The following is a 21,787-nucleotide window of genomic DNA, read 5'->3' on the forward strand; positions in this document are numbered from 1 at the left end:
TTTTCATAGTTCGAGAAAATTCAGCAGAAGCTTCGCGCCAACCGCGGCCGAACGTTCGGGATGAAATTGCATGCCGTGAAAATTGCTGCGTGCGATCACGGCGGAGAAAGCGACGCCTTGGTCGGCTGTGGCGAGGCTGAACTCGCACACGGGCACGGCGTAGCTGTGCACGAAATATGCCTGGTCACCGTCATCAAGATTTTTCAGCAGCGGATGAGCCTGCAGCTTGTTCAATGAATTCCAGCCCATGTGTGGCACGCGCAGACTCGGTACTTTGGTGAAGCGTCGTACCTTTGAGGGAATCACGCCGAGGCATGGCGTATCGCCTTCCTCCGACCAATCGCACAACAGCTGCATGCCAAGGCAGACACCAAGTATCGGTTGTGTCAACGAGCGCATCAGTTCGACCAGACCCAGTTCACGCAGCCGCGCCATGCCCGGGCCAGCGGCGCCAACGCCCGGGAGAATGACCTTGTCCGCAGCACGGATGGTTTGGCCGTCCGAAGTCAACGCCGCATCCACACCAAGACGCTGAAGCGCGTAACGTACCGAGCCGATATTGGTGCCGCCTGCATCGACAAGAACTACCGCCATCAGAGCGTCCCTTTCGTGCTCGGCAGCTCGTTCCCCTCGCGTCGCATCGCCTGACGCAATACGCGCGCGACCACCTTGAAGCAGCCTTCCACCATGTGATGCGCGTTGTCGCCTTGCACTGAAAGATGCAGATTCGCGCCGAGTGTTTCGCACAGCGAGCGAAAAAAATGTGGCACGAGTTCGGTGGCAATCTCGCCGACGCGTTCGCGTGGGAAGCTGCCTTCGAAGACGAAGTATGGACGTCCGGACAAATCCAGCGTTGCCGTTGCCAGCGACTCGTCCATCGGCACGGTGAAACCGTAGCGACTGATGCCACGCTTGTCGCCGAGCGCCTGACGCAACGCCTGACCGAGCACGAGCGCGCAATCCTCGATCGTGTGATGTTCGTCGGTATGCAGGTCGCCTTCGCACTCCAGCTGCAATGCAAAACCACCATGCTTGCCAAGCTGTTCGAGCATGTGGTCGAAGAAACCAAGGCCGGTTTGGATCTGCGGCTCTGCCACGCGATCAAGATCGACGTGAACCGAGATACGCGTCTCCTTGGTATCGCGCCGAATCGTCGCTGTGCGTGGCGCATCGAGTATTTCATGGGCGATATTGCTCCACGACGTGCCCTGTGCACCGACGCGGTATCCGCGCACGCCGATGTTGGCTGCGAATTGCATATCCGTTTCGCGATCACCCACCATCGCCGACGCCGCCCTGCTCCAGCCATCATCGGACAAATAGTGACGCGCCATGCCGATGCCTGGCTTGCGCGTGTCGAGTTGCTGGTGCGCAAAACTCCGGTCGATCAAGACCTCACGGAAACGAATGTCTTGCGATGCGAGGATGCGCAGCAGAAGTTGGTGCGGACCGTTGAACTGCGGCTCGGGGAAGCTATCCGTGCCCAGGCCATCCTGATTCGTCACCATCACCAGCTCATAACCGGCATCGCCGAAACGTTGCAGAGCGCTGATGACGCCCGGCAGCAAATTCAGTTTTTCGTAGCTGTCGATCTGCTGATCGGCGGGTTCCTCGATCAGGCAGCCGTCGCGATCGATGAAAAGTATCTTGCGGCTCATGCGAAAGCTCCCTGCAAAACGGCCAGCACGCGAGCGTTCTCCTGCGGCATGCCGACTGTGATGCGTAATGCATCGCCCAATCCCGGGTACCGGCTGATGTCGCGCACCACGATCCCGGCGGCCAGCAAACACTTGTATACCGTGCCCGCATCATCGAAACGCACTGCAAGAAAATTCGCCTGCGAAGGAAGCACCGCACGAACACCCGGAAGCGCCGCAAGTTGCGCACCGATTTGCGCGCGTTGCTCGCACACGGTCGCGATGCGTTCGCGCGCGTTCGCCTGGCCCCAGCCGGACAGCGCCATCAATGCGGCATCCACGCAAGGCGAAGGCAGCGGGTAAGGCGGCAATATCCGGCGAAGCATGTCGATGACGCCGGCGTTGGCCAGCAGGCTACCGATGCGCGCGCCGGCCAGCGCCCAGGCCTTGGACAACGTGCGCAGCACCGCGAGGTTTTCATGTCCTTCGATCAGATCCGTCACGCTGCCGCCATCGCAGAATTCAACGTAGGCTTCGTCAACGACCAACAAGGCGCGGTCGCGCAGCGCAAGAGCCAGTTTTTCGAGTTGCGCACGCGTGATCACCTGGCCGGTCGGATTATTCGGCGTGCAGACAAACACCAGTTTCACGGCGGGCGTCCACGCAGCCAGGACGGCATCCACATCCAGCGTGAAATTCGCGGCCAGCGGCACGTCGACGACTTTTGCATCCTGGATTCGCGCGCACACCGAATACATTCCGAAGGTCGGCGGCTGAATCAGGATCGCATCCCTTCCTGCGCGACAGAACGCACGCACCAGCAGATCAATCGCTTCGTCACTGCCACGCGTTACAAGCAGCTGTTCCTGACGCACGCCATAGAGCTCGGCCAATGCCGTCAGCAGTTCCTCTGGTTGCGGATCGGGATAGCGATTGCGACCCTGCCCCATGTCGCCGGTCGGCGGCCACGCCGATTCATTTGCGTTGAGAAAAATCTGCCCGCCACTGGCCTCCATGCGCGCCGAGGAATACGGCTGCATCGTGCGAATTTCCTCTCTTGCGATATCCAGTACGCTCATGCCCGGTGCTCCACGCCTGTCTGTTCCATGATGTTTCGCTCCATGTCGATTCGATCGAGTGCCGCCAATCGCAACGTCACCGCGCGTCGATGCGCCTCCAGTTGTTCGGCTTGCGCCAGGGTGAGAGTGCACGGGCCGATGTTTCGCAGCCCTTCGGGACTGACTTCCTGCACCGTGATCTGCTTTTGATAACTCGCGACCGATACACCGCTGTAACTGCGTGCATAGCCATAAGTCGGCAATACGTGGTTGCTGCCGCTGCAATAGTCGCCCACCGACTCGGGCGTCCAGGCGCCAAGAAAAATCGAACCCGCGCTTTCGATACCATCAAGCAGGGAACGCGGGTTATCGACTTGCAGAATCAGATGCTCGGGTGCGTAACGATTGCTGACTTCAATCGCCTGCTCAAGCGACTCGACCGCGATCAGGCGACTGTGATCCAGCGCCTGTGCCGCGATATCCCTGCGAGGCAATTCGCTGCACTGGCGCGCGACTTCCGCCTCGACACGATCAAGTAGTTCGTTGGAGGAACCGAGCAGGATCACCTGCGAGTCCGCTCCGTGTTCCGCCTGCGAAAGCAGATCCGCTGCGACGAATACGGCGCTCGCTTCAGCATCCGCGATCACCAGAACTTCGGATGGCCCGGCAGGCATGTCGATCGCCGCGCCTTCCGGATCGCTCGACACCTGCAGCTTCGCTTCAGTGACCCAGGCGTTGCCCGGTCCGAAAATCTTGTCGCATTTCGGAATCGATGCCGTGCCATAGGACATCGCAGCGATGGCCTGCGCACCGCCCACTTTGAACACTCTGTGCACACCGGTGACGCGCGCCGCGTAAAGCACGGCTTCATCGCAAAGGCCATCGGCGCGCGCAGGCGAGCACAGCACGATCTGCGGACATCCCGCGATGCTGGCAGGAATCCCCAGCATCAAAGCGGTCGATGGCAACGGCGCCGTGCCGGCCGGCACATAAAGTCCAACGCGACTGATCGGCCGCAGCATCCGCTCGACACGCACGCCGGGCGCGGTATCGACGGCGACAGCCTGAGGCGCCGCGACGCGATGGAACGTTTCGATGCGGCCCGCCGCTTCCTGGATGGCCGCTTTCAAAGCTGGATCAAGCGCCACCTCCGCCGCCGCGAACTCGGCTTCGCTTACCTCGATCGTATCGAGTTTGCAGTGGTCGTAGGTTGCGGTGAGTTCCAGCAAAGCCTGATCGCCGTTGTCTCTTACCGCAGCGATGATTTGCTCGACCCGATCCCGCAACGTTTGGGAGCGCGACTGCGCCGGTCGCGAAAGCGCTTGGCGACGGCCGTCCTCGTCCAGCAGATTCCAGTCGAGGCGATTCATGCCAGCATTTTCTCCACTGGCAGCACGAACATTTCGCGCGCACCGGCTTTCTTGATTTCCTCCAGCTGCCGCCAGCTCACCTCGCCGGCGCACAGCGCCTGCAACATGAATTGATCAGGCTGACCCGCTACGGGCAACAGCGTGGGTTGCGGACCACCGGGCAACAGGCGCGTGACAGCATCCAGATGGAAGCGCGATGTCTGCAGCAGCAGCAGGCGCGATTCACGCACCTGGATGACGCCATCCAGCCGCTTGAGCAGCAGCTCCAGCATGTCGCCACGCTCGTCCACGGGGAGAGTCGATGGACCCGCGAGCACGGCTTCGCTTTCGAGCAACACGTCGGTCTCGCGCAACTGATTCGCGACCAGCGTTCCGCCGCTCTGCACGAGATCGCAGATCGCATCCGCGGTGCCGAGCTTCGGGGCGATTTCCACCGATCCGTTCAACGTCACCACGCCAGCATTGATGCCATGCAGGCGCAGCCATTCGCCGAGCAGGCCCGGATAAGACGTCGCGATACGTTGGCCTTCCAACTGCTGCGGCGAGAGATATTCCAGCTCCTGTGGCACGGCGATCGAGAGCCGGCAACGACCGAAGCCGAGTGGTCGCAATTCGCTGATAGGCGCGGTATCGCGGCCTGCGGTGAGCTGGAATTCGCCCAGCACATTGCGTCCAACGATGCCGAGATCGCATACGCCTTGCGAGATCAGGCCGGGAATATCGTCGTCGCGCACAAGCAGCAAATCGACTGGCTCGCCCTCGCCGAAACAGAACAGTTTGTCGCGGCTCTGGCGAAAACTCAGGCCGCAGCGGTTGAGCAGTTCCAGTGCAGGCTCGGTGAGCCGGCCGGACTTCTGCATGGCGATGCGCAAACGATCACGTGTCTTCATGCCCTGGCCTTCCTGGCTGCCATCGATTGCCGTCTGGCCGCGCGTGCCGCAGCGGCGAGATAGCCGCCGTTACCCTGGTTGAGGTATCTCGCCACGCGACCGATGGTGGTGATGCTCACTGCGGTACGTTCATGGATTTCACGGTAAGAGACGCCTTCCAGCAGGTAGGGCACGACGCGCCAACGATCCACCAGCACTTCCAGTTCGGCCGGCGTGCACAGATCACCGAGGAATGCGCCCATCTCGTCGACGTTTTTCAACGACAGCAAAGCCTCGTAAAGACTCTGTTCTGCGGATTCGACCGGCGTTTCAGGATCGAGCGATCGACGTTTCATAGTGTACTAACGCGTTAATACGATACATGGATGCTACATGAGCTGGTGCGTGACGGCAATCCTGCGCGAATCGAGTGATGACGTATCGATTTTTCGAGATGCACCGTTGCCGTCGACAAGAAACTTATTTACCGCTCACCGCTGACCTCGACGTAACCGTCAAGATGCAGAAATCAGTCGTGTTCAAAACATCAGGGCGCGGCATGAACTGCCTCGCGGAGTCGCGCGCAATCCGCAAAGCGAACGCAGCAATTTAAAAATCGCACGCAAAAAAAACCCCGCCGTGGCGGGGTCTTGTTCGGATCCGGCTTCGAAAGCTCAGGCCGATTTCTTCTTCGGCGCGGCCTTCTTGGCTGCGGCCGGCTTGGTCACGGTCTGCTTGGCGCCCACCACAGCCGGCGACACCGAATGCGCACGGGTGTTGCCGTAGCTGCCGCGATAGGTCTTGCCACGACGGGTCTTGCGATCGCCCTTGCCCATGGAAACTCCTCAGATAGTTTGGATGTACGGCCGATGATCATAGCAGCGCCGACCCGGGGCACCTAGTCAGGGGTGGCCATGGCCGGCGCAGTCCTCGCCTTGGTCGAGGCAGTCGCCCGGGTCGATCTGTACGGTGACGTGCTGGATCTCGAAGCGCTCCAGCAACATCTGCTTGATCGAAAGCAGCGCCTTGGCGGCATCCGCGTGCTCGTAAAGTTCGGCGTGCAAGGTCGCCATGCGCGAGCCGGAGGCGAGCTGCCAGACGTGAAGGTGGTGGATGTTGCGGATCGACGCGTCCGCGTCGCGCAGCGAGACCTCCACGACTTCGCTGTCCATGCCATCGGGCACACCTTCCAGCAGGATGTGCGCGGACAACCGCAGCAGCCGCCACGCGCTGGCGAGGATCAGCAGCGAGACCAGCAAGGAAAGCAGCGGATCAGCCCACAGCCAGCCGAACCAGCGGATCGCCAGCGCCGCGAGCACCGCCGCGACCGAACCCAATAGATCGCCAAGTACATGCAGGCTTGCACCGGCCATGTTCACGTCGTCGTGGGCGTGGCCGTGCAGCGTGCGCAGCAGCAGCGTATTCACCAGCAGGCCGCCGATCGCCACGACCAGCATCACGCCGGAAAGAATCGGCCCCGGATGCAGCAGGCGCACGACCGCCTCGTAGATGATCCAGCCGACCAGCACGAACTGGCTCAGCGCGTTGACGAAGCCGACCAGCACTTCCATGCGTCCATAGCCGTAACTGCGTCGCGCATCGGCCGGCCGCGTCGCCATCCAGGCGCCTACGAAAGCCAGCAACAGCGCCAACGCATCGACCATCATGTGACCCGCATCGGCCAGCAGCGCAAGCGAGCCGGACCACACGCCGCCGACAGCCTCGGCCACCATGGTTAAGACGGTCAATGCAAAGGCGAAAAGCAGCTTGCGGCCACGATGTCCGTGCGAGCCATGCGCCTCGGTCGCCGAATGCACATGCGGATGATCGTGATGGTGGGCGTGTTGGGTATTCATCGACGCATGCTAGGAATGGCCAGCGCCGTTACACAATCACCACGACCGGCAACGGCGCTCAATGCGCGCATTGCGGACCGTGTACATGACCATGACCATAACGACGATCCGCACGCAGGTTCACGAAATGCGCCGAGGCCACCAGTAGTCCGCCGCAGGTCACCAGCACGCTGTGCAGGATGATCGAGTAGTTCTCGGCATACGTCACGCCGAGAAGCAACAACGCGAGGCCTGGCGCCGCCAACAGCAACGGCAGCGAACCTTGATGGCGACGATAGCCGCGTACCAGCGCAAGCAGTGCCAGCGCACACGCACACAGCACGAAGCCACGTTCGAAACGATGATCGGCCAGAAATTCAAGGCCAACGAACGGCAGCAGCGCAATCACGAACGGGAGCAACGCGCAGTGGATCGCACACAGAAACGACGCCGTCGCACCGACGCGGTCGGCGATTCGCCACCAGCGGGTTTTGCTCAACGGTTCGGACTCGGCATCCATCGTCTGCTCTTGCACCGTCGAGGATGACGGTTTCGGCTTCAACGTAATGTTACATTATAACAACTTTGAACACCACTGCCGCCTCGAGCCTGGAGAGCGCTCAAGCCTTGCGGCAGTTCTTGCAGGTACCGTGGACTTCCAGCGTCTGCGCCTGCGGCTTGAAGCCCAGCGCTTTCGCCTGCGCCTCGATCAGGTCGGCCACGCGGTCGTCGCAGACTTCCTCGGCGCTGGAGCAGCTGTCGCAGATCAGGAACGGCACCTGATGCGCCTCCGCCGGGTGATGGCAGGACACATACGAGTTGATTGACTCGAGCTTGTGGATGAAGCCGTTGTCGAGCAGGAAATCCAGCGCGCGATAAACCGTCGGCGGCGCGGCGTTGCCGTGTCTTTCGCGCAACAGGTCCAGCAAATCGTAGGCCTTGATCGGCTTGCGCGAAGCGGCGATCAACTCCAGAACCTCCTTGCGCAACGGCGTAAGCCGAAGGCCGCGCTCCTCGCTCGCATGCTCCACGGCGCGCACGAAACCTTTCGCATCGTGATGATGCGTGGGATGTGCGTGCGAATGGTTGACTGCGTCCTGGCTCACGATTTCACCTCGTTGCAAATCATACATGGCGCTCGTGACGGTCCGGTCACAGCGGCAGCGGCGGCGGTTTCTTGCGCGGCACAGCCTTGGGTCTTGCGATCACCACGATCCAGCCGATCGGCCCGAGCACGGCGGCCCACACCACGCCTTCCACCCATCGGCCACGCCACCAGCCGATGGCGGCGCCGACGACCATGAAGATCAGCGTCCACCAGAACATGGCTGCCCAGGGCAGCGAATTCAACACGTTGAAAAAGATGTGCCAGAACGCTCCCGGCGCATCGGGATCAACGCCCGCACCCGCCTTGGCGAGCAACTCATCCATCGCGACGCCGGCAACTTTCCAGTGAAGACACCATTACGCCGACGCGATCTCGATGGCTGCATCGATGCGTCGCAGCGCCTCGGTACGACCGGCGAGATAAATCGTGTGATCGATCGACGGCGACACCTGCGTACCGGTCATCGCCACGCGAAGCGGCTGCGCGATCTTGCCCATGCCCAGCTCGAGTTTCGTCGCGACCTGCTCTATCACCTGATGGATCGGCTCAGGATTCCACTCGCATCCGGCGAGAAGCGCCTTCGCCGTTTCCAGCACGCCAGCGGCGCTGTCGTTCTTCAGATGCTTGGCAACCGCTTTATCGTCCCAGTCGACAATCGGCGCATACCAGATCATCGCGCGCTCGGCCATTTCCTTCAGCGTGTGCACGCGATCACGCAGTGCAACGATCACTTCGGCAGGTGCAGGTCCTGCGGTGACATCCGCGCCGGCACGCGCGAGATGCCAGACGAGTTCCGGCGCCAGGACTTGCGGATCGTCGGTCTTCAGATAGTGCTGGTTGAGCCATGCGAGCTTCTCGGTATCGAAGCGCGAGGCGGCCTTGTTGACGTCGGCGACATCGAACAGCGCGATCATTTCGTCGCGCGAAAAAATCTCCTGATCACCATGCGACCAACCCAGCCGCACGAGATAATTGAGCAGCGCATGCGGGAGGAATCCGTCGTCGCGATACTCCATCACGCTCACCGCGCTGGTGCGCTTGGAAAGCTTCTTGCCTTCCTTGTCGAGGATCATCGGCAGGTGCGCGAACTCCGGCACGGTACCGCCGAGCGCGTGATAGATGTTGATCTGTCTCGGCGTGTTGTTGACGTGGTCGTCGCCGCGAATCACCTCGGTGATGCCCATGTCGATGTCGTCGACGACCACGGCGAAGTTGTACGTCGGCCAGCCGTCGGAGCGGAAGATCACCAGATCGTCCAGCTCGGCGTTCGCCCATTCGATGCGACCCTTCACCTTGTCGTCGAACACCACCGAACCTTCGCTCGGGTTGCGGAATCGGATCACCCGGTTCGGATCATCGCGCAGCGGCTCGTTGCGGTCGCGGTAATAGCCGTTGTAGCGCGGCTTTTCGCCGTTCGCCATCGCGGCCTCGCGCATCGCCTCGATCTCGTCCTTGCTCTCGTACGCGTAGTACGCCTTGCCGGCGGCAACGAGTTGATCGGCCACTTTCCTGTAGCGCTCCAGCCGGTGCGTCTGGTACACCGGTGCATGATCGGCTTCGAGGCCGAGCCACTGCATCGCATCGAGAATCGCCTGCACGGCAACGTCCGTGGAACGTTCGCGATCGGTATCCTCGATGCGCAGCAGAAATTCGCCGCCGCGACGACGCGACTCCAGCCAGCAATACAACGCGGTACGCGCGCCGCCGATATGCAGGAAACCGGTGGGGCTGGGAGCGAAACGGGTGCGGACAGTCATTGGAATATTTTCGAAAGCGCGGAGCGAAGTCATGGATTTTAGCCGATACCGGGTCGCTTACCGGCCTCACCTGCCACACACGCATCGACATCGTGTGGCCCGCGCAACGCTGGCGCTCGCGTGCGCCTTCGTCGCCTGCCCGGTGCTGGCCGACAACCCCGGTTATGACCGACCCGGTTATGGCTTCGCGCCTGCCGTGCTGGCGGCCGGCGACGTCACCTTCGAGCAAGGCCTGCCGGACTGGAGTCGCGATCACGATGGCGGCGTCAGCAGCTCGCTCTACGCCGCGGACAGCCTGTTGCGCATCGGCATCGGCGGCCCGCTCGAATTGCAGCTTGGAAGTACGCCGTGGAATTCGCTTCGTCAGAGCGGCGCTGGCGTGAACCACCGCAGCAGCGGACGCGGCAGCAGCAACCTCGGGCTCAAGCTCGCGCTGCCCTCGTCCAACAAGGATTTCAGCTGGGGTTTGCTGGGCAACGTCGAGTTCACCGACGGCGCGAAGGATTTCCGCAACGATCAACGCCAGTATCTGCTGGGCGCGCAATTCAACTGGCAGGCCAGCGAGCGCCATTCTCTCGGCGCGTATCTCGAAGATGTTCGCGCCGGCCACACCGACAGCACCACCGTGGCCTTCAGCGACAACGTCACGCTGAGCAAAACGCTTGTCGCCTATGTCGAAACCGCGTTGCTGCATTCACCCGATCAGGGCCACGGCACGGTGGCCGGTGGCGGGCTGACCTGGATGGCCAGCCCGCGCGTACAGCTCGACGCCGGCCTCGATCACCGCCTGAGCGGCAACGCCTCCGAGTGGCAAACTAATCTCGGCGTGTCGGTCTATTTCGGGCGCTAACCGGCGGCGACCGTGCGCGTTACTTGACGTGGATGGTGATCTTCTTCGACACCACCGCCGGATCGAACGGGATGTGATTGGCATCGCCGAGTTCCAGTTGCAGCGTGTGCGTGCCGGGCTTCAGCGTCAGCGTCGTCTCGGTCTGTCCACCACCGAAATGCAGGTGGTTGTCGTCCTTCGGAATCGGCTGGCCCGCAGCAGGCAACTCCTTCACATCCACCAGCAGGTGATGGTGGCCGGTGTGCTCCTTGGCGACGCCGGCAGGCGCCACGCCCATGCCTTTGAGACCGAAACGCACGACCACCTGCGTGCCGACGGTAGCGCCGTCCTTCGGGGAAATGATGTAGACCGCGGCATCGGCAGCCGCCTTGGTCACCGGCAAGGCCGACGCATCGGCGGCCATCGCCGAAAAGCTCAGCCCGGACAACGCAACGGCCAGCAACAGCTTCTTCATCGGTATCTCCCAGTGGTCAGAACAACCAGTGTAGGGCCGCGACCGATGAGATTCGGCGGCGAGGTCGTGCGGCTCGGCGATGAAGCAAAAAGACTCGTCGATGAGGTGAGTGAGCCTCATGCGTGAGTAGTTCTGCCTCACCGATGAGTATCGAGAGCCTCACGCATCACTCTTTTTGCCTCGTCGATGAAGCAAAAAGACCCGTCGGTGAGGTGAGCGAGCCTCATCCGTGAGCCTTTTTGCCCCATCGTTGAGTATCGGGAGCCCCACGCATGACTCTTTTTGCCTCGTCGACGAAGCAAAAAGGCTTGTCGATGAGTGAGCGAGCCTCATGGGTGAGTGTTTTTGCCTCATCGATGAGTATCGAGGGGTTCACGCCTGAGTCCTCCCGGCGCGTCAAAGGGGCGGATAGATTCACCATCGGCATGCGCAACTGCGCCCCGCGTCACCGCAACGTCATGCGCGCGCCACGTCACCGAAACGCGTAGTGACCAAGCTGGGCCAAGCCAGCACAGGTAAGGTCATGCGCATCGGCATCGTCAGCGAAACCTATCCACCGGAAATCAACGGCGTCGCACTCACCGTGCACAGTCTCGCCGCCGGCCTCGCCGCCCGCGGCCATCGCATCGACCTGGTCAGACCGCGTCAACCGCAGCCGCACGTCGACGAGCCGGGCATCGAAGCGCTGCTTGTTCGGGGCGGCGGTTTGCCGCGCTACCCGGGCTTGCGCTTCGGGCTGCCGGCCGGTCGCACGCTGCGCCAGCACTGGCAGCAGCAACGGCCCGATGCGATCTACGTCGCCACCGAAGGGCCGTTGGGATGGTCGGCAGTGCGCGCTGCCGTGCGACTGGGCATTCCGGTCAGTGGCGGCTTTCATACGCGCTTCGACAGCTACGCGAATCACTACGGCGTGGGTTTCCTGACCCCGCTGGTACGCGGTTATCTGACACGTTTCCATCGGCGCACGGCGGCGACGCTGGTGCCGACCGATGCGCTGGCGAAGGAGTTGCTCGACATGGGTGTCACCAATGCACGCCTGCTGCGCCGCGCCGTGGATACCAAACTTTTTCATCCGCGCCATCGCGATGAAGCGCTGCGCGCGTCGTGGGGTGTCGACGCGACGACGCCGGTGATGTTGTACGTGGGGCGCGTGGCGCCAGAGAAAAACCTCGACCTCGCCGTGCAGACTTTTCGCGCCGTACAGCAGCAAGTGCCGCATGCGCGCTACGTGTGGGTTGGCGACGGCCCCGCATGCCAGGCGCTGCAAGCGGCGAACCCCGATTTCATCTTCGCCGGCGTGCAGCGTGGCGAAGCACTGGCGCGACACTTCGCCAGCGCGGATGTGTTTCCCTTCCCGAGCTTGAGCGAAACCTTCGGCAACGTGATCCTCGAAGCGCTGGCCGCAGGGTTGCCGGTGGTCGCCTATACCGAAGGCGCGGCGCGCGAACATCTGACCGACGGCGTCAACGGCTATGCCATCGCCTCGGGAGACGCAGCCGCTTTCACCGCCGCGACCGTGAAACTGGCGAGCAACCCGGGGCTGATCCGTCACATGGGGCGTGCCGCACATGTCGGCGTCGCCGGGCTGTCGCCCGATGCCGTCATCCGTGATTTCGAATCGCTGTTGCGCGAAATGGCCGAGGAGAATCTGCATGAGCATGTTGCCGACGTTGCCCACGCCTGACATATCGGCGCCGCGTTTCGCGCTCGATCGTCGCGTCTGCGTGGCCGCCAACCGCTGGGGCGCGCGACGCGCGGTGGGGTTGTTCTTCAGCGCGATCAGCCGACTTGGCGACGGCATTTTCTGGTACGCCTTGATGGCTGTGCTTGCGCTGGTGGGCGGACAGCACGGCGCTATTGCCGCCACGCAGATGGCACTCACCGGACTCACTGCGCTCATGCTCTATCGTGTGCTGAAGCGATGGACGCGCCGGCCGCGACCGTATCGCGTCTGCCCCGGCGTGATCGCGCACATCCCACCGCTGGACGAATTCAGCTTTCCCTCCGGCCACACCTTGCAGGCAGTGAGCTTCAGCATCGTGGCGATCGCCTGGTACCCGCCGCTCGCAGCGTTGCTGATCGGTTTCACCACACTGGTCGCCGCCTCGCGCGTGATCCTCGGCCTGCACTATCCCAGCGATGTACTGGCGGCGATGCTGATCGGCAGCATCCTCGGCGGCGGCTCGGCCTGCCTGATACCGCTGGCGACGCGGATCATCTGATCCAACGTTGCAGCGGTTCGGATTCTGGCTGGACAGTTCTTGCGCAGTCCGTCGCGAGTTCCTTTGCGGTCAGGCAGATAGCCTACTTGTCCACAGGCTTCCACGGGTTGCTTCCACAATGGCTGTGGACAACTCAAGCGCTCAGGCCGCGCGTTGCGAGCGCATGAGAATACCGAACAGATCAGCCAGCTTGTCGCGCATTTCGCGGCGATCGACGATCAGGTCGATGGCGCCGTGGTCGACCAGAAATTCCGAACGCTGGAAACCTTCGGGCAGGGTTTCGCGCACGGTCTGCTCGATCACGCGTGGGCCGGCAAAACCGATCAGTGCCTTGGGCTCGCCGATGTTGATGTCGCCGAGCATCGCCAGACTGGCGGAGACGCCGCCGGTGGTCGGGTTGGTGAGCACGCTGATGTACGGCACGCCGGCATCGCGCAGACGAGCGAGTGCGGCGGAGGTCTTGGCCATCTGCATCAGCGAAAACAACGCTTCCTGCATGCGTGCGCCGCCGGTGGCGGAAAAGCACACCAGCGCGCTGCGCTCGGCCAATGCACGTTCGGCGGCGCGGGTGAATTTTTCGCCGACCACCGAGCCCATCGAGCCGCCCATGTAGGCGAACTCGAACGCCACCGCCATCAATGGCCGGCCCTTGAGCTTGCCGCTCATCGCGAGCAGCGCGTCTTTCTCGCCGACTTTTTTCTGCGTGGCGATGATGCGGTCGCGGTACTTCTTGGAGTCGCGGAATTTCAGCGGGTCGGTTGGCTCCATGCTGGCCCACAGTTCCGTTGCGGAGCCTTCGTCGAGCAGCGCATTGAGGCGCGTGCGCGCCTCGATGTAATGGTGGTGACCGCACTTCGGACAGACCATCAGGTTGCGCTCGAGCTCCGGCCGATACAGCACCGTGCCGCAGCCGCCGCACTTCTCCCATACGCCTTCCGGCACCGAGCCCTTGCCGGCGTTCGGCTGCTGGGCGCGGGTGGTCGGGTTCATGATTTTCTGCAACCAGTTCATCGCGTCACCTGATTCGTGGTGGGCACCTGCGTGGTGCCGCTCATGTCAATGCACATCCAGCGCGGCGCGGATCGGAGCGAGAAACGCATGCGTCCGCGCGGTGATGTCTTCAGCGCTCGTAGCGCCATCCAGCCGATCGACCAGCGCGCTGCCGATCACCACGGCGTCGGCGAATTCGGCGATCGCGCGAGCACTCGTCGCATCACGGATACCGAAACCGACCGCCACCGGTGCCTTCGACTGGCGGCGAATCTCCGCGACGCGCGCAGCGATGTCGGCCGTGTTCAACTGCGCCGCACCCGTGATGCCAGCGAACGACACATAGTACAGGAAGCCCTCCGCGGACCCGCACAGCTGCGCCATACGCGCGGGTGCGGTGGTCGGCGCCGCGAGCAGAATCTGCTGCAATCCGGCGTCTCGCAACGGCTGCAGCACCGCTGCTTCTTCGAGCGGGCAATCGACGAGAAGTACGCCGTCGACGCCCGCCTTCGCAGCCTCGCTGGCGAACCGCACATAGCCGTGAATCTCGACCGGATTCAGGTAGCCCATCAGCACGATCGGCGTGTCGGTGTCGCGCTCGCGAAACGCGGTCACCCAGGCCAGCACCTGTGCAAGACCGATACCTTTCGCGATGGCACGCTCGCTGGCGTGCTGGATCACCGGGCCGTCCGCCATCGGATCGGAGAACGGCACGCCCAGTTCGATGATGTCCGCGCCCGCATCAACGAGCGCATGCATCAACACCACCATGTGCTCGGGCGAGGGATCGCCGGCGGTGACGAACGGAATCAGGCCGGTGCGGCCGGCCATTTTCAAGGCCGCAAAGCGACGATCGATGCGGCTCATACGTCGACTCCTTCGCGCGCCGCAATCGTGTGCACGTCCTTGTCGCCACGGCCGGAGAGATTGCACAGCACGATGCCGTCCTTCGGCATGTCGCGTGCGAGTTTCATCGCCTGCGCCACTGCGTGACTGGATTCGAGCGCGGCCAGGATGCCTTCGGTGCGCGCCAGCAGATGGAACGCTTTCAGCGCTTCGTCGTCGGTGACGCCGACATACTCGGCACGGTTCGCGTCTTTCAGGAACGCGTGCTCGGGACCCACGCCCGGGTAATCCAGACCTGCCGACACCGAATGCGTTTCGGTGATCTGGCCGTTGTCGTCGCAAAGCACATAAGTGCGATTGCCATGCAGCACACCCGGGCGACCCGCCGCCAGCGATGCCGCGTGATGCCCGGTCGCAATACCCTCACCCGCCGCCTCGGCGCCGACGATGCGAACGTCGGCGTCATTGAGAAAAGCGTGAAACAGGCCGATGGCGTTGGAGCCGCCGCCGACGCATGCGGTCAGCACGTCCGGCAGACGTCCATATTGCTCGAGCATCTGCGCGCGCGCTTCGCGTCCGACAATGGCGTTGAAGTCACGCACCATCAGCGGATACGGATGCGGACCGGCCACCGTGCCGATGATGTAGAACGTGTCGGCCACGTTAGTCACCCAGTCGCGCATCGCTTCGTTCAGCGCATCCTTCAGCGTCTTCGAGCCGGAGGTGACGGGCACCACATCGGCGCCGAGCAGCTTCATGCGATAGACGTTGATCTTCTGCCGCTCGATATCGACGGCACCCATGTAGACGACGCACTTGAGGCCCAGCCGCGCAGCGACAGTGGCACTGGCAACGCCATGCTGGCCTGCGCCGGTCTCGGCGATGATGCGCGGCTTGCCCATGCGTTTGGCGACCAGCGCCTGGCCGACGGTGTTATTGATCTTGTGCGCGCCGGTGTGATTCAAATCCTCGCGCTTGAGCAAAATGCGCGCACCGCCAACGTGCTTTGACAGACGTTCGGCGTGATAGATCGGGCTGGGCCGGCCGACGTAGTGCTTCAGATCGTGATCGAGCTCGGCGATGAACTCCGGATCCTCGCGCAGTCGCAGATAGGCTTCCGTCAGTTCGGCCAGCGGCGCCATCAGCGTTTCGGCGACGTAGCTGCCGCCGTAGTTGCCGAAGCGCCCTTGCGCGTCGGGATAGGCGTTGAAATCCACGATCTTGTTCATGCACTCGCTCGTTGATGCAGATCGCTGTCACGACATCGCGCTTCGCGTCGGTGGACCTGCAGAAGGATTGCCGCAGTGCGGCAACGATCGATCATCTTAGCGGGATCGCTGCCCGGGACAAAACTCGACGACTACGCTAGGCCCTGTCCGCCGCGCGCACGGCCTGGATGAAATCCGCGAGCTTTCGTGCGTTCTTGATGCCGGGTTCGGATTCGACGCCGCTGGCGACGTCGACGGCCCACGGTCGCGCGCGCTGTATCGCAGCGCCCACGTTGCCCGCATGCAAGCCGCCGGCAAGGATAAGCGGTTGTGTTGTCGACGTGGGCATCAACAACCAGTCGAAAACCTTGCCGCTGCCGCCGGCTTCGCCCAGGCCATGGCTGTCCAGCAGCAAGCCTTTCGCGTTCGGAAAATTGCCGAGCTGCGTCAGTGCCGAGGCGCCCTCGCCCATCGCGATGGCCTTGATGAAAGGCCGTCCGAATTGCGCGCACCATGCATCGGTCTCCGCGCCGTGAAATTGCAGCAATGCGGGTTGCACGATCTCGATCACGTCGCGGACCAGCGACTCGTCGTCATTCATCAGCAACGCCACCGTTCCGATAAACGGCGGCATCGCGCGCACGATCTTCGCTGCCTGCGCAACAGAAACATGCCGGCGACTTCTGCTCGTAAGCACGACACCGATGGCGTCGGCACCGAGCTGCGCCGCGAGCAGCGCGTCTTCCACGCGGGTCATGCCGCAACACTTGATGCGGGTCATGGATTGCTCTCCATCAACGTCACTTCAATGGGCAATTTCCAGTGCGCTTCATAACGCGGGCCAACGAAGGTAAGCCCCGACGCCGGCGCGGTCGGCCCGGCGATTTGTCGATCACGGGCAGCCAACAGTTCAGCCATCCATTCGATGGGTCGCTCGTTGCGTCCCACAAGCAGCAGCGAACCGACGATATTCCGCACCATGTGATGCAGAAAGGCGTTCGCCTCGACTTCGACGACGACGAAATCGCCGTCACGTCGCACATCGATCTCCAGCATGCTCCGTCGCGGATGGATGGCCTGACACGACAAGGCCCGAAAGGTGCTGAAGTCGTGCTCGCCCAGCAAGGCCTGCGCGGCAAGATGCATGCGCTCGGCATCCAGCGGCAACCGCTCCCAGGTTACGTAACGCGCATCGAGCGCGGCGCGAACGGGCCGATTGAGGATGCGATAACAGTAGCGTCGACTGCGTGCTGCGTAGCGCGCATGAAAACTTTCCAGCACCGGTTGTGCCCACAGCACCGCGACACTGGGCGGAAGATTCGAGCTGGTGCCCAGCACCCAACCTCGCATGTCGCGTTGCGCTTCGGTATCGAAATGAACAACCTGGCAGCGACCGTGAACGCCGGCATCGGTGCGGCCCGCGCAACTGATTTCCACCGGATGCGCAGCGACTTTGGAGAGCGCAGCTTCCACGGCCGCCTGCACGCTCGCGTCGACTTTCAGCCGTTGCCAACCGCAGAAATCAGTGCCGTCGTATTCGATACCCAGGGCGAGACGCATGGCTTGGTGATGGAATTCCGTCGATGACGTCAAAGATTAGCAGGCCCTCAACGAGGTCGGGCCGGCAAGGCCGGCCCGACATTCGATGCGACGCGTGACAGCGTCTTCAGTGAAGGTTCTCCAGCAGGCGTTTGGCGACATCCTGCTGCATCTGGCTACCTTCCTTGATGACCTCGCCGAGCATGGCGCGCGCGCCATCGGCGTCACCCATGTCGAGGTAGGCACGCGCCAGATCGAGCTTGGTATCGACCGGATCGTCGTTGAACTCGCCGAGCTCGTGGCCGTGATCCGGATGCGCTACATGCGGCTCGGATTCGTCAAACTGCCAGCTCGGCGGGGTGCTGTCGGTGCTGGCCGGTGTTTCGTGATGTTCGTCCGCTTGCACATCGGCAAGGGCCGACTTGTCCGCATCAGCCACCACCTGGTTCGCTGAGGTCAGGTCGAAATTGAAGCTGTACTCGCTGACTTTTTTCGGTGACGCAGGCAGCGGCGGCACCGCCGATTCCGTCGCATGCGCAGCGCTGTTGTCGGCGTAGTCGTCGATATCGAAAGCGCGGCGCGCCTCGTTCGCTTCGTTCGGCGGCAGTTCGGGGTGATGGTCGAACAGCGGATGGCCCGGCGCGAGATCCTCGCCCATGTGCATCACGTCTTGCCACTCGTCCTGCTGCGGATCGGTGATGTGCGCGTGCATCGCTTCCGCGGCGGCTTCGAAGTGATCCACGTCGCGACGTGAGTAATACAGCGTGACCAGTTCGAGATGCAGGCCGATGTCGTCGGGATGCTCGGCCAGCTGGTCGAGCAGTTCGTCCAGATCGACGTCCTCGCTGCCAACCAGACCGTGATCGCCCGGGACATCCGAGCCGAAACGGTCGGCCAGCGACGACGCGGAACCGGACGTGGTCACCGCGCTACGACGGCGCCCACGCAGGCCCGCCACGATCAGCAGCAACAACACGACGGCGCCCACAGCCCATGCCCAGGGCTGCATGTACCAGGGGTCTTCCGCGACCTGTACCGGAGTGGGCTTGTAAGGATGCGGGGCGACAGTCGGCTTGGCGGCGGGTACAACCACCGGCTTGACCACGGCGGGCGCGCTCGCTGTCGGCGAGCTTGCCGCGATGACAGGCTTTGTCACGGCGGTCGTTGTTGACGACGCAGCGGTTATAGGAGCCGTGACGGGAAGCGCAGCGGCACCGGACTTGGCTGGCGCGATCGTGGCTGCATGGGCAGGCACGACAGCCGTGGCCGGCGCGCTGCTCGCCGAAGCAGGCTTGTTCTGTGCGACAACCGGTGTCGATGGAGTTCCGCCGGCCTTGCGTGCTTCGGCCAGCTTGTTCTGCAACTCGGCGATCTCGTTGTCCTTCAGCGACAACAGACGCTCGTTCTTGCTGTTGATGTCGGTCAGATCCTTGAGCCGCGTTTTCAGATCCGCCGATTGTTGCTGAAGGCTGGCGAGGCTCTCCTTGGTGCGCAGCAGATCCTGTCGTGCGCCCGTGGACGATGATGCGTCGCCCTTCGCTCCGGCGGTGTTGCCTTGCGTACCTGCGCTGTTGCCTTCCTTCGCCGGCACCAACGCGAGGTGATCGCCAGTCTTGCTCGGTTTGCTGGTCGGCGAGCTGGATGCGTTGGCACGCGTTCCGGCATCGGCGACGATGCCGGGCTTGCTCGTGGTGCCAGCGCGCCAGTCGCTGTTTTCGCGCTGCACTTCCGCGACGGCGGCCGCGACTTCCATCGCTTGCGCTTCCGTCTGGGTCGGCACACGCAACACGGCGCCGGTTTTCAGGGCGTTGATATTGTCGCGATAGAAAGCGTCCGGGTTGGCCTGTTTCAGCGCGAGCAGCATCTGATGTACATCGACGCCGGCAGGTGCCGTGTTGCGTGCGATCGACGACAACGTCTGGCCCCGTGCCACCGGCCCGTACTGGCCATTGCCACCCACCGCGGGGGCGGCGGCATGGCGCGTCCGATGCGGAGAAGCGGCCACACCGACGCTGGAATCCGAAGGCATCGCCGCCTGCGCGCTTGATTGTTGTGCAGCAGCCGCTGCACGCGGCTCCTTCGGCGGAACCGGCGTGGTTCGTTGCGCCATGCGGGTCTGCGCCGCAGTGGCCGCGACTTGGCTCGACGTGCCGGGCGGATCGAGCAGGATGGAGAACTCACGCACGCTCTTGCCTGCGCTGCCATGGACTTCGAGCAGCAGGTCAAGATAGGGATCATCGACGGCGGTGCTGCTGGTGATGCGAATCACCTGCTGACCGTTTCCGTTACTGGCCACGCTGAAGTGAAGGGGAATCGCCGTGCGTCCGCCGCTGATGCCGGCGCGGGCGAAATCCTCGCTGGAGGCCAACTGGACGGTGAGATTCTTCAACTCCGATGCGTTGGCGGCATGCAAGGGGATTTCCGCCAGCAACGGTTGCCCCAATGCCGATTTGACCTGGATCTGCCCAAGGTCGAGCGCCAGGACATGACTGCTGCCCAGTGCCAGCGCCACCAGCATCGATAACTTCAACGAACGATTCATTGCCTGCTCCCCCGAACGATTTCCGTTGCCATGCATGGTTCCCCGCTGCAGCGGCCGTTGCCCCAACGAGGTGCCACTTTAGTTACATGCAGGCGAATCAACAATAGCTGCGGCGAATACTTGCAGCGCATTGCTGCAGTCCGTTCTCACTGCCGTGATCGGCGTCAATGATGCTCCGCGGGCTGGCTCGGTCGCGCTTGCTGCAATTGCTTCTGCAAATCGGCAATGGCCTGATCCTGCTGCTGCAGGCGTTCGGTTGCCTGCTGGCTGCGTGCTTCCTGTTTCGAGACATCCTGTTGCAGGTGCTGGACTTCGACCTCATGCCTGGCTACGCGTTGACGCGTGCTGAGCGAATGGGCATGCGCGTGATGACGATGCAACGCGACTGGCTTGCCATTCGTTTCAGCCGCTGACGCCACGCATGACGCCGCGAGCATGAAACCAGCGAGCAACAAGCCAGCACGCATTACAGATAATCCTCGATCAGTCGCTCGGCGATCTGCACGGCGTTCAATGCCGCGCCCTTGCGGATGTTGTCCGACACGATCCACAGGTCGAGCCCGCGTTCGTGCGAGATGTCCTCACGGATCCTGCCCACGTACACCGCATCGTTTCCAGCGGCCTCACCCACTGGCGTCGGATAACCACCCGGCTTGCGCTCGTCCACCACCACCACGCCTGGCGCCTGCAGGAGCAGTTCGCGCGCTTGCTCGGCGGTGATTTTTTCGCTGGTTTCGATGTGCACTGCCTCGGAATGACCATAGAACACCGGCACGCGCACCGCGGTCGGATTCACCTGGATCGACTCGTCCTCCAGGATCTTGCGGGTTTCCCACACCAATTTCATTTCTTCCTTGGTGTAGCCGTTCGGCTGGAAATCGTCGATCTGCGGAATCACATTGAACGCGATCTGCGCGGGAAATTTCTTGCCCGGCTCCACGCTTTGGAAGTTCAGCAGCGCGGCGGTCTGCTTGCCGAGTTCTTCCATGCCGGTGCGGCCGGCGCCGGATACCGACTGATACGTAGCCACATTGATGCGCTCAATCTGCACCGCGCGATGGATCGGCGCGAGCGCCACCAGCATCTGCATGGTCGAACAGTTCGGGTTGGCGATGATGCCGCGGCGCGTGTAATCAGCAATGGCGTGAGGGTTCACCTCGCTGATCACCAGCGGGATGTCGTCGTCGTAACGGAACTCCGAAGTGTTGTCGATCACCACCGCGCCAGCTGCCGCGGCGCGCGGCGCGTGTTCGCGGCTGACCGAACCGCCGGCAGAGAAGAAGGCAATATCGACGCCGGTGAAATCGTAGGTATCCAGCAATTGCACGGTGACTTCCTCACCGTTGAAGCTCACCTTTCCGCCGGCAGAGCGCTCGCTGGCCAAAGGCACCAGTTCGCTCACCGGAAAATCGCGTTCAGCGAGTATCGCCAGCAACGTCTCGCCCACCGCTCCGGTAGCGCCGACCATTGCGACTTTGTAGCTCCTCTTCTTGCTCATGGAT

Annotated in this window: 24 protein-coding genes; 4 read left to right on the plus strand and 20 right to left on the minus strand. The window is 62.7% G+C overall.

Annotated features, from left to right (window positions below; genetic code table 11):
* Positions 1 to 3: 3 nt before the first annotated feature.
* From hisH to gltX, 12 genes are all read right to left on the minus strand, one after another.
* A complete protein-coding gene (gene hisH / locus GSQ73_RS14730) occupies positions 4 to 594 on the minus strand; it encodes an imidazole glycerol phosphate synthase subunit HisH (protein ID WP_158885295.1) in 591 nt (196 codons plus the stop codon).
* Complete coding sequence (gene hisB, locus GSQ73_RS14735) at positions 594 to 1,658, minus strand: bifunctional histidinol-phosphatase/imidazoleglycerol-phosphate dehydratase HisB (RefSeq protein WP_158885297.1); 1,065 nt, start codon at positions 1,656 to 1,658, stop codon at positions 594 to 596. Before hisB ends, hisH begins: the two co-directional genes overlap by 1 nt.
* Entirely contained in the window at positions 1,655 to 2,716 is a 1,062-nt protein-coding gene (hisC, locus tag GSQ73_RS14740) for a histidinol-phosphate transaminase (protein ID WP_158885299.1), read from the minus strand. Before hisC ends, hisB begins: the two co-directional genes overlap by 4 nt.
* Entirely contained in the window at positions 2,713 to 4,065 is a 1,353-nt protein-coding gene (hisD, locus tag GSQ73_RS14745) for a histidinol dehydrogenase (protein WP_158885301.1), read from the minus strand. The genes hisC and hisD overlap by 4 nt, the downstream gene beginning before the upstream one ends.
* A complete protein-coding gene (gene hisG, locus GSQ73_RS14750; RefSeq protein ID WP_158885303.1) occupies positions 4,062 to 4,955 on the minus strand; it encodes an ATP phosphoribosyltransferase in 894 nt (297 codons plus the stop codon). The genes hisD and hisG overlap by 4 nt, the downstream gene beginning before the upstream one ends.
* Positions 4,952 to 5,290, minus strand: a complete 339-nt coding sequence (locus GSQ73_RS14755) for a YerC/YecD family TrpR-related protein (RefSeq protein WP_158885305.1) — start codon at positions 5,288 to 5,290, stop codon at positions 4,952 to 4,954. Before GSQ73_RS14755 ends, hisG begins: the two co-directional genes overlap by 4 nt.
* Before the next feature lie 318 nt (positions 5,291 to 5,608).
* Positions 5,609 to 5,770, minus strand: coding sequence for a 30S ribosomal protein THX (locus tag GSQ73_RS14760; protein WP_158885307.1), 162 nt, complete (start codon positions 5,768 to 5,770; stop codon positions 5,609 to 5,611).
* 66 nt (positions 5,771 to 5,836) lie between these two features.
* On the minus strand, positions 5,837 to 6,790 hold the full coding sequence (locus tag GSQ73_RS14765; RefSeq protein ID WP_158885309.1) for a cation diffusion facilitator family transporter: 954 nt from the start codon (positions 6,788 to 6,790) through the stop codon (positions 5,837 to 5,839).
* Between the two features lie 58 nt (positions 6,791 to 6,848).
* Positions 6,849 to 7,289, minus strand: a complete 441-nt coding sequence (locus GSQ73_RS14770; RefSeq protein ID WP_158885311.1) for a MerC domain-containing protein — start codon at positions 7,287 to 7,289, stop codon at positions 6,849 to 6,851.
* Between the two features lie 100 nt (positions 7,290 to 7,389).
* The gene (locus tag GSQ73_RS14775) at positions 7,390 to 7,902 is read right to left on the minus strand and encodes a transcriptional repressor (protein ID WP_158885313.1); all 513 of its coding nucleotides are present in this window, start codon (positions 7,900 to 7,902) and stop codon (positions 7,390 to 7,392) included.
* A gap of 19 nt (positions 7,903 to 7,921) precedes the next feature.
* Complete coding sequence (locus tag GSQ73_RS14780) at positions 7,922 to 8,200, minus strand: hypothetical protein (RefSeq protein WP_158885315.1); 279 nt, start codon at positions 8,198 to 8,200, stop codon at positions 7,922 to 7,924.
* 33 nt (positions 8,201 to 8,233) lie between these two features.
* The gene (gene gltX, locus GSQ73_RS14785) at positions 8,234 to 9,634 is read right to left on the minus strand and encodes a glutamate--tRNA ligase (protein ID WP_158885317.1); all 1,401 of its coding nucleotides are present in this window, start codon (positions 9,632 to 9,634) and stop codon (positions 8,234 to 8,236) included.
* Positions 9,635 to 9,665: 31 nt separating this feature from the next.
* Between gltX and GSQ73_RS14790 the strand changes: the two genes are divergently transcribed.
* Positions 9,666 to 10,484: a transporter gene (locus tag GSQ73_RS14790; RefSeq protein WP_158885319.1), complete on the plus strand. Its 819-nt coding sequence runs from the start codon at positions 9,666 to 9,668 to the stop codon at positions 10,482 to 10,484.
* A gap of 19 nt (positions 10,485 to 10,503) precedes the next feature.
* Here the strand turns inward: GSQ73_RS14790 and GSQ73_RS14795 are convergent, their stop codons facing one another.
* Positions 10,504 to 10,938, minus strand: coding sequence for a DUF4399 domain-containing protein (locus GSQ73_RS14795; RefSeq protein ID WP_158885321.1), 435 nt, complete (start codon positions 10,936 to 10,938; stop codon positions 10,504 to 10,506).
* Between the two features lie 523 nt (positions 10,939 to 11,461).
* On the opposite strand from GSQ73_RS14795, the gene GSQ73_RS14800 reads away from it, so the two are divergent.
* On the plus strand, positions 11,462 to 12,622 hold the full coding sequence (locus tag GSQ73_RS14800) for a glycosyltransferase family 1 protein (protein WP_158886503.1): 1,161 nt from the start codon (positions 11,462 to 11,464) through the stop codon (positions 12,620 to 12,622).
* A complete protein-coding gene (locus GSQ73_RS14805) occupies positions 12,591 to 13,160 on the plus strand; it encodes a phosphatase PAP2 family protein (protein WP_158885323.1) in 570 nt (189 codons plus the stop codon). The genes GSQ73_RS14800 and GSQ73_RS14805 overlap by 32 nt, the downstream gene beginning before the upstream one ends.
* 141 nt (positions 13,161 to 13,301) lie before the next feature.
* Here GSQ73_RS14805 and accD read toward each other — a convergent pair whose 3' ends face one another.
* The 6 genes from accD to GSQ73_RS14835 all read right to left on the minus strand — a co-directional run bounded on the left by accD (position 13,302) and on the right by GSQ73_RS14835 (position 20,285).
* Positions 13,302 to 14,171 (minus strand): acetyl-CoA carboxylase, carboxyltransferase subunit beta, encoded by an 870-nt coding sequence (accD, locus tag GSQ73_RS14810; protein ID WP_158885325.1) that lies wholly within the window; start codon positions 14,169 to 14,171, stop codon positions 13,302 to 13,304.
* 45 nt (positions 14,172 to 14,216) lie between these two features.
* Positions 14,217 to 15,017 (minus strand): tryptophan synthase subunit alpha, encoded by an 801-nt coding sequence (gene trpA / locus GSQ73_RS14815; protein WP_158885327.1) that lies wholly within the window; start codon positions 15,015 to 15,017, stop codon positions 14,217 to 14,219.
* On the minus strand, positions 15,014 to 16,225 hold the full coding sequence (trpB, locus tag GSQ73_RS14820; RefSeq protein ID WP_158885329.1) for a tryptophan synthase subunit beta: 1,212 nt from the start codon (positions 16,223 to 16,225) through the stop codon (positions 15,014 to 15,016). Before trpB ends, trpA begins: the two co-directional genes overlap by 4 nt.
* A 136-nt stretch (positions 16,226 to 16,361) precedes the next feature.
* Entirely contained in the window at positions 16,362 to 16,985 is a 624-nt protein-coding gene (locus GSQ73_RS14825) for a phosphoribosylanthranilate isomerase (RefSeq protein WP_158885331.1), read from the minus strand.
* Positions 16,982 to 17,764: a tRNA pseudouridine(38-40) synthase TruA gene (gene truA / locus GSQ73_RS14830; protein ID WP_158885333.1), complete on the minus strand. Its 783-nt coding sequence runs from the start codon at positions 17,762 to 17,764 to the stop codon at positions 16,982 to 16,984. The genes GSQ73_RS14825 and truA overlap by 4 nt, the downstream gene beginning before the upstream one ends.
* Positions 17,765 to 17,870: 106 nt before the next feature.
* The gene (locus GSQ73_RS14835) at positions 17,871 to 20,285 is read right to left on the minus strand and encodes a FimV/HubP family polar landmark protein (protein WP_158885335.1); all 2,415 of its coding nucleotides are present in this window, start codon (positions 20,283 to 20,285) and stop codon (positions 17,871 to 17,873) included.
* Positions 20,286 to 20,482: 197 nt separating this feature from the next.
* On the opposite strand from GSQ73_RS14835, the gene GSQ73_RS14840 reads away from it, so the two are divergent.
* Positions 20,483 to 20,698 (plus strand): hypothetical protein, encoded by a 216-nt coding sequence (locus GSQ73_RS14840; protein WP_216844785.1) that lies wholly within the window; start codon positions 20,483 to 20,485, stop codon positions 20,696 to 20,698.
* A 53-nt stretch (positions 20,699 to 20,751) separates the two neighbouring features.
* Here GSQ73_RS14840 and GSQ73_RS14845 read toward each other — a convergent pair whose 3' ends face one another.
* Positions 20,752 to 21,783 (minus strand): aspartate-semialdehyde dehydrogenase, encoded by a 1,032-nt coding sequence (locus tag GSQ73_RS14845; protein WP_158885345.1) that lies wholly within the window; start codon positions 21,781 to 21,783, stop codon positions 20,752 to 20,754.
* Positions 21,784 to 21,787 lie beyond the last annotated feature (4 nt).

It is taken from the genome of Rhodanobacter sp. L36 (assembly GCF_009765755.1).
In the GTDB taxonomy this organism is placed as follows: Bacteria; Pseudomonadota; Gammaproteobacteria; order Xanthomonadales; family Rhodanobacteraceae; genus Rhodanobacter.

Bases quoted from the DNA above. Each gene is read 5' to 3' on its own strand.
- gltX (WP_158885317.1), bottom strand. From the start codon at position 9,634: ATGACTGTCCGCACCCGTTTCGCTCCCAGCCCCACCGGTTTCCTGCAT.
- GSQ73_RS14795 (WP_158885321.1), bottom strand. From the start codon at position 10,938: ATGAAGAAGCTGTTGCTGGCCGTTGCGTTGTCCGGGCTGAGCTTTTCG.
- GSQ73_RS14805 (WP_158885323.1), top strand. From the start codon at position 12,591: ATGAGCATGTTGCCGACGTTGCCCACGCCTGACATATCGGCGCCGCGT.
- GSQ73_RS14765 (WP_158885309.1), bottom strand. From the start codon at position 6,790: ATGAATACCCAACACGCCCACCATCACGATCATCCGCATGTGCATTCG.
- GSQ73_RS14780 (WP_158885315.1), bottom strand. From the start codon at position 8,200: ATGGATGAGTTGCTCGCCAAGGCGGGTGCGGGCGTTGATCCCGATGCG.
- GSQ73_RS14845 (WP_158885345.1), bottom strand. From the start codon at position 21,783: ATGAGCAAGAAGAGGAGCTACAAAGTCGCAATGGTCGGCGCTACCGGA.
- GSQ73_RS14775 (WP_158885313.1), bottom strand. From the start codon at position 7,902: ATGTATGATTTGCAACGAGGTGAAATCGTGAGCCAGGACGCAGTCAAC.
- GSQ73_RS14755 (WP_158885305.1), bottom strand. From the start codon at position 5,290: ATGAAACGTCGATCGCTCGATCCTGAAACGCCGGTCGAATCCGCAGAA.
- GSQ73_RS14825 (WP_158885331.1), bottom strand. From the start codon at position 16,985: ATGACCCGCATCAAGTGTTGCGGCATGACCCGCGTGGAAGACGCGCTG.
- trpA (WP_158885327.1), bottom strand. From the start codon at position 15,017: ATGAGCCGCATCGATCGTCGCTTTGCGGCCTTGAAAATGGCCGGCCGC.
- hisH (WP_158885295.1), bottom strand. From the start codon at position 594: ATGGCGGTAGTTCTTGTCGATGCAGGCGGCACCAATATCGGCTCGGTA.
- GSQ73_RS14770 (WP_158885311.1), bottom strand. From the start codon at position 7,289: ATGGATGCCGAGTCCGAACCGTTGAGCAAAACCCGCTGGTGGCGAATC.
- GSQ73_RS14800 (WP_158886503.1), top strand. From the start codon at position 11,462: ATGCGCATCGGCATCGTCAGCGAAACCTATCCACCGGAAATCAACGGC.
- GSQ73_RS14790 (WP_158885319.1), top strand. From the start codon at position 9,666: ATGGATTTTAGCCGATACCGGGTCGCTTACCGGCCTCACCTGCCACAC.
- GSQ73_RS14760 (WP_158885307.1), bottom strand. From the start codon at position 5,770: ATGGGCAAGGGCGATCGCAAGACCCGTCGTGGCAAGACCTATCGCGGC.
- accD (WP_158885325.1), bottom strand. From the start codon at position 14,171: ATGAACTGGTTGCAGAAAATCATGAACCCGACCACCCGCGCCCAGCAG.
- hisD (WP_158885301.1), bottom strand. From the start codon at position 4,065: ATGAATCGCCTCGACTGGAATCTGCTGGACGAGGACGGCCGTCGCCAA.
- trpB (WP_158885329.1), bottom strand. From the start codon at position 16,225: ATGAACAAGATCGTGGATTTCAACGCCTATCCCGACGCGCAAGGGCGC.
- GSQ73_RS14835 (WP_158885335.1), bottom strand. From the start codon at position 20,285: ATGAATCGTTCGTTGAAGTTATCGATGCTGGTGGCGCTGGCACTGGGC.
- hisB (WP_158885297.1), bottom strand. From the start codon at position 1,658: ATGAGCCGCAAGATACTTTTCATCGATCGCGACGGCTGCCTGATCGAG.
- truA (WP_158885333.1), bottom strand. From the start codon at position 17,764: ATGCGTCTCGCCCTGGGTATCGAATACGACGGCACTGATTTCTGCGGT.
- hisC (WP_158885299.1), bottom strand. From the start codon at position 2,716: ATGAGCGTACTGGATATCGCAAGAGAGGAAATTCGCACGATGCAGCCG.
- hisG (WP_158885303.1), bottom strand. From the start codon at position 4,955: ATGAAGACACGTGATCGTTTGCGCATCGCCATGCAGAAGTCCGGCCGG.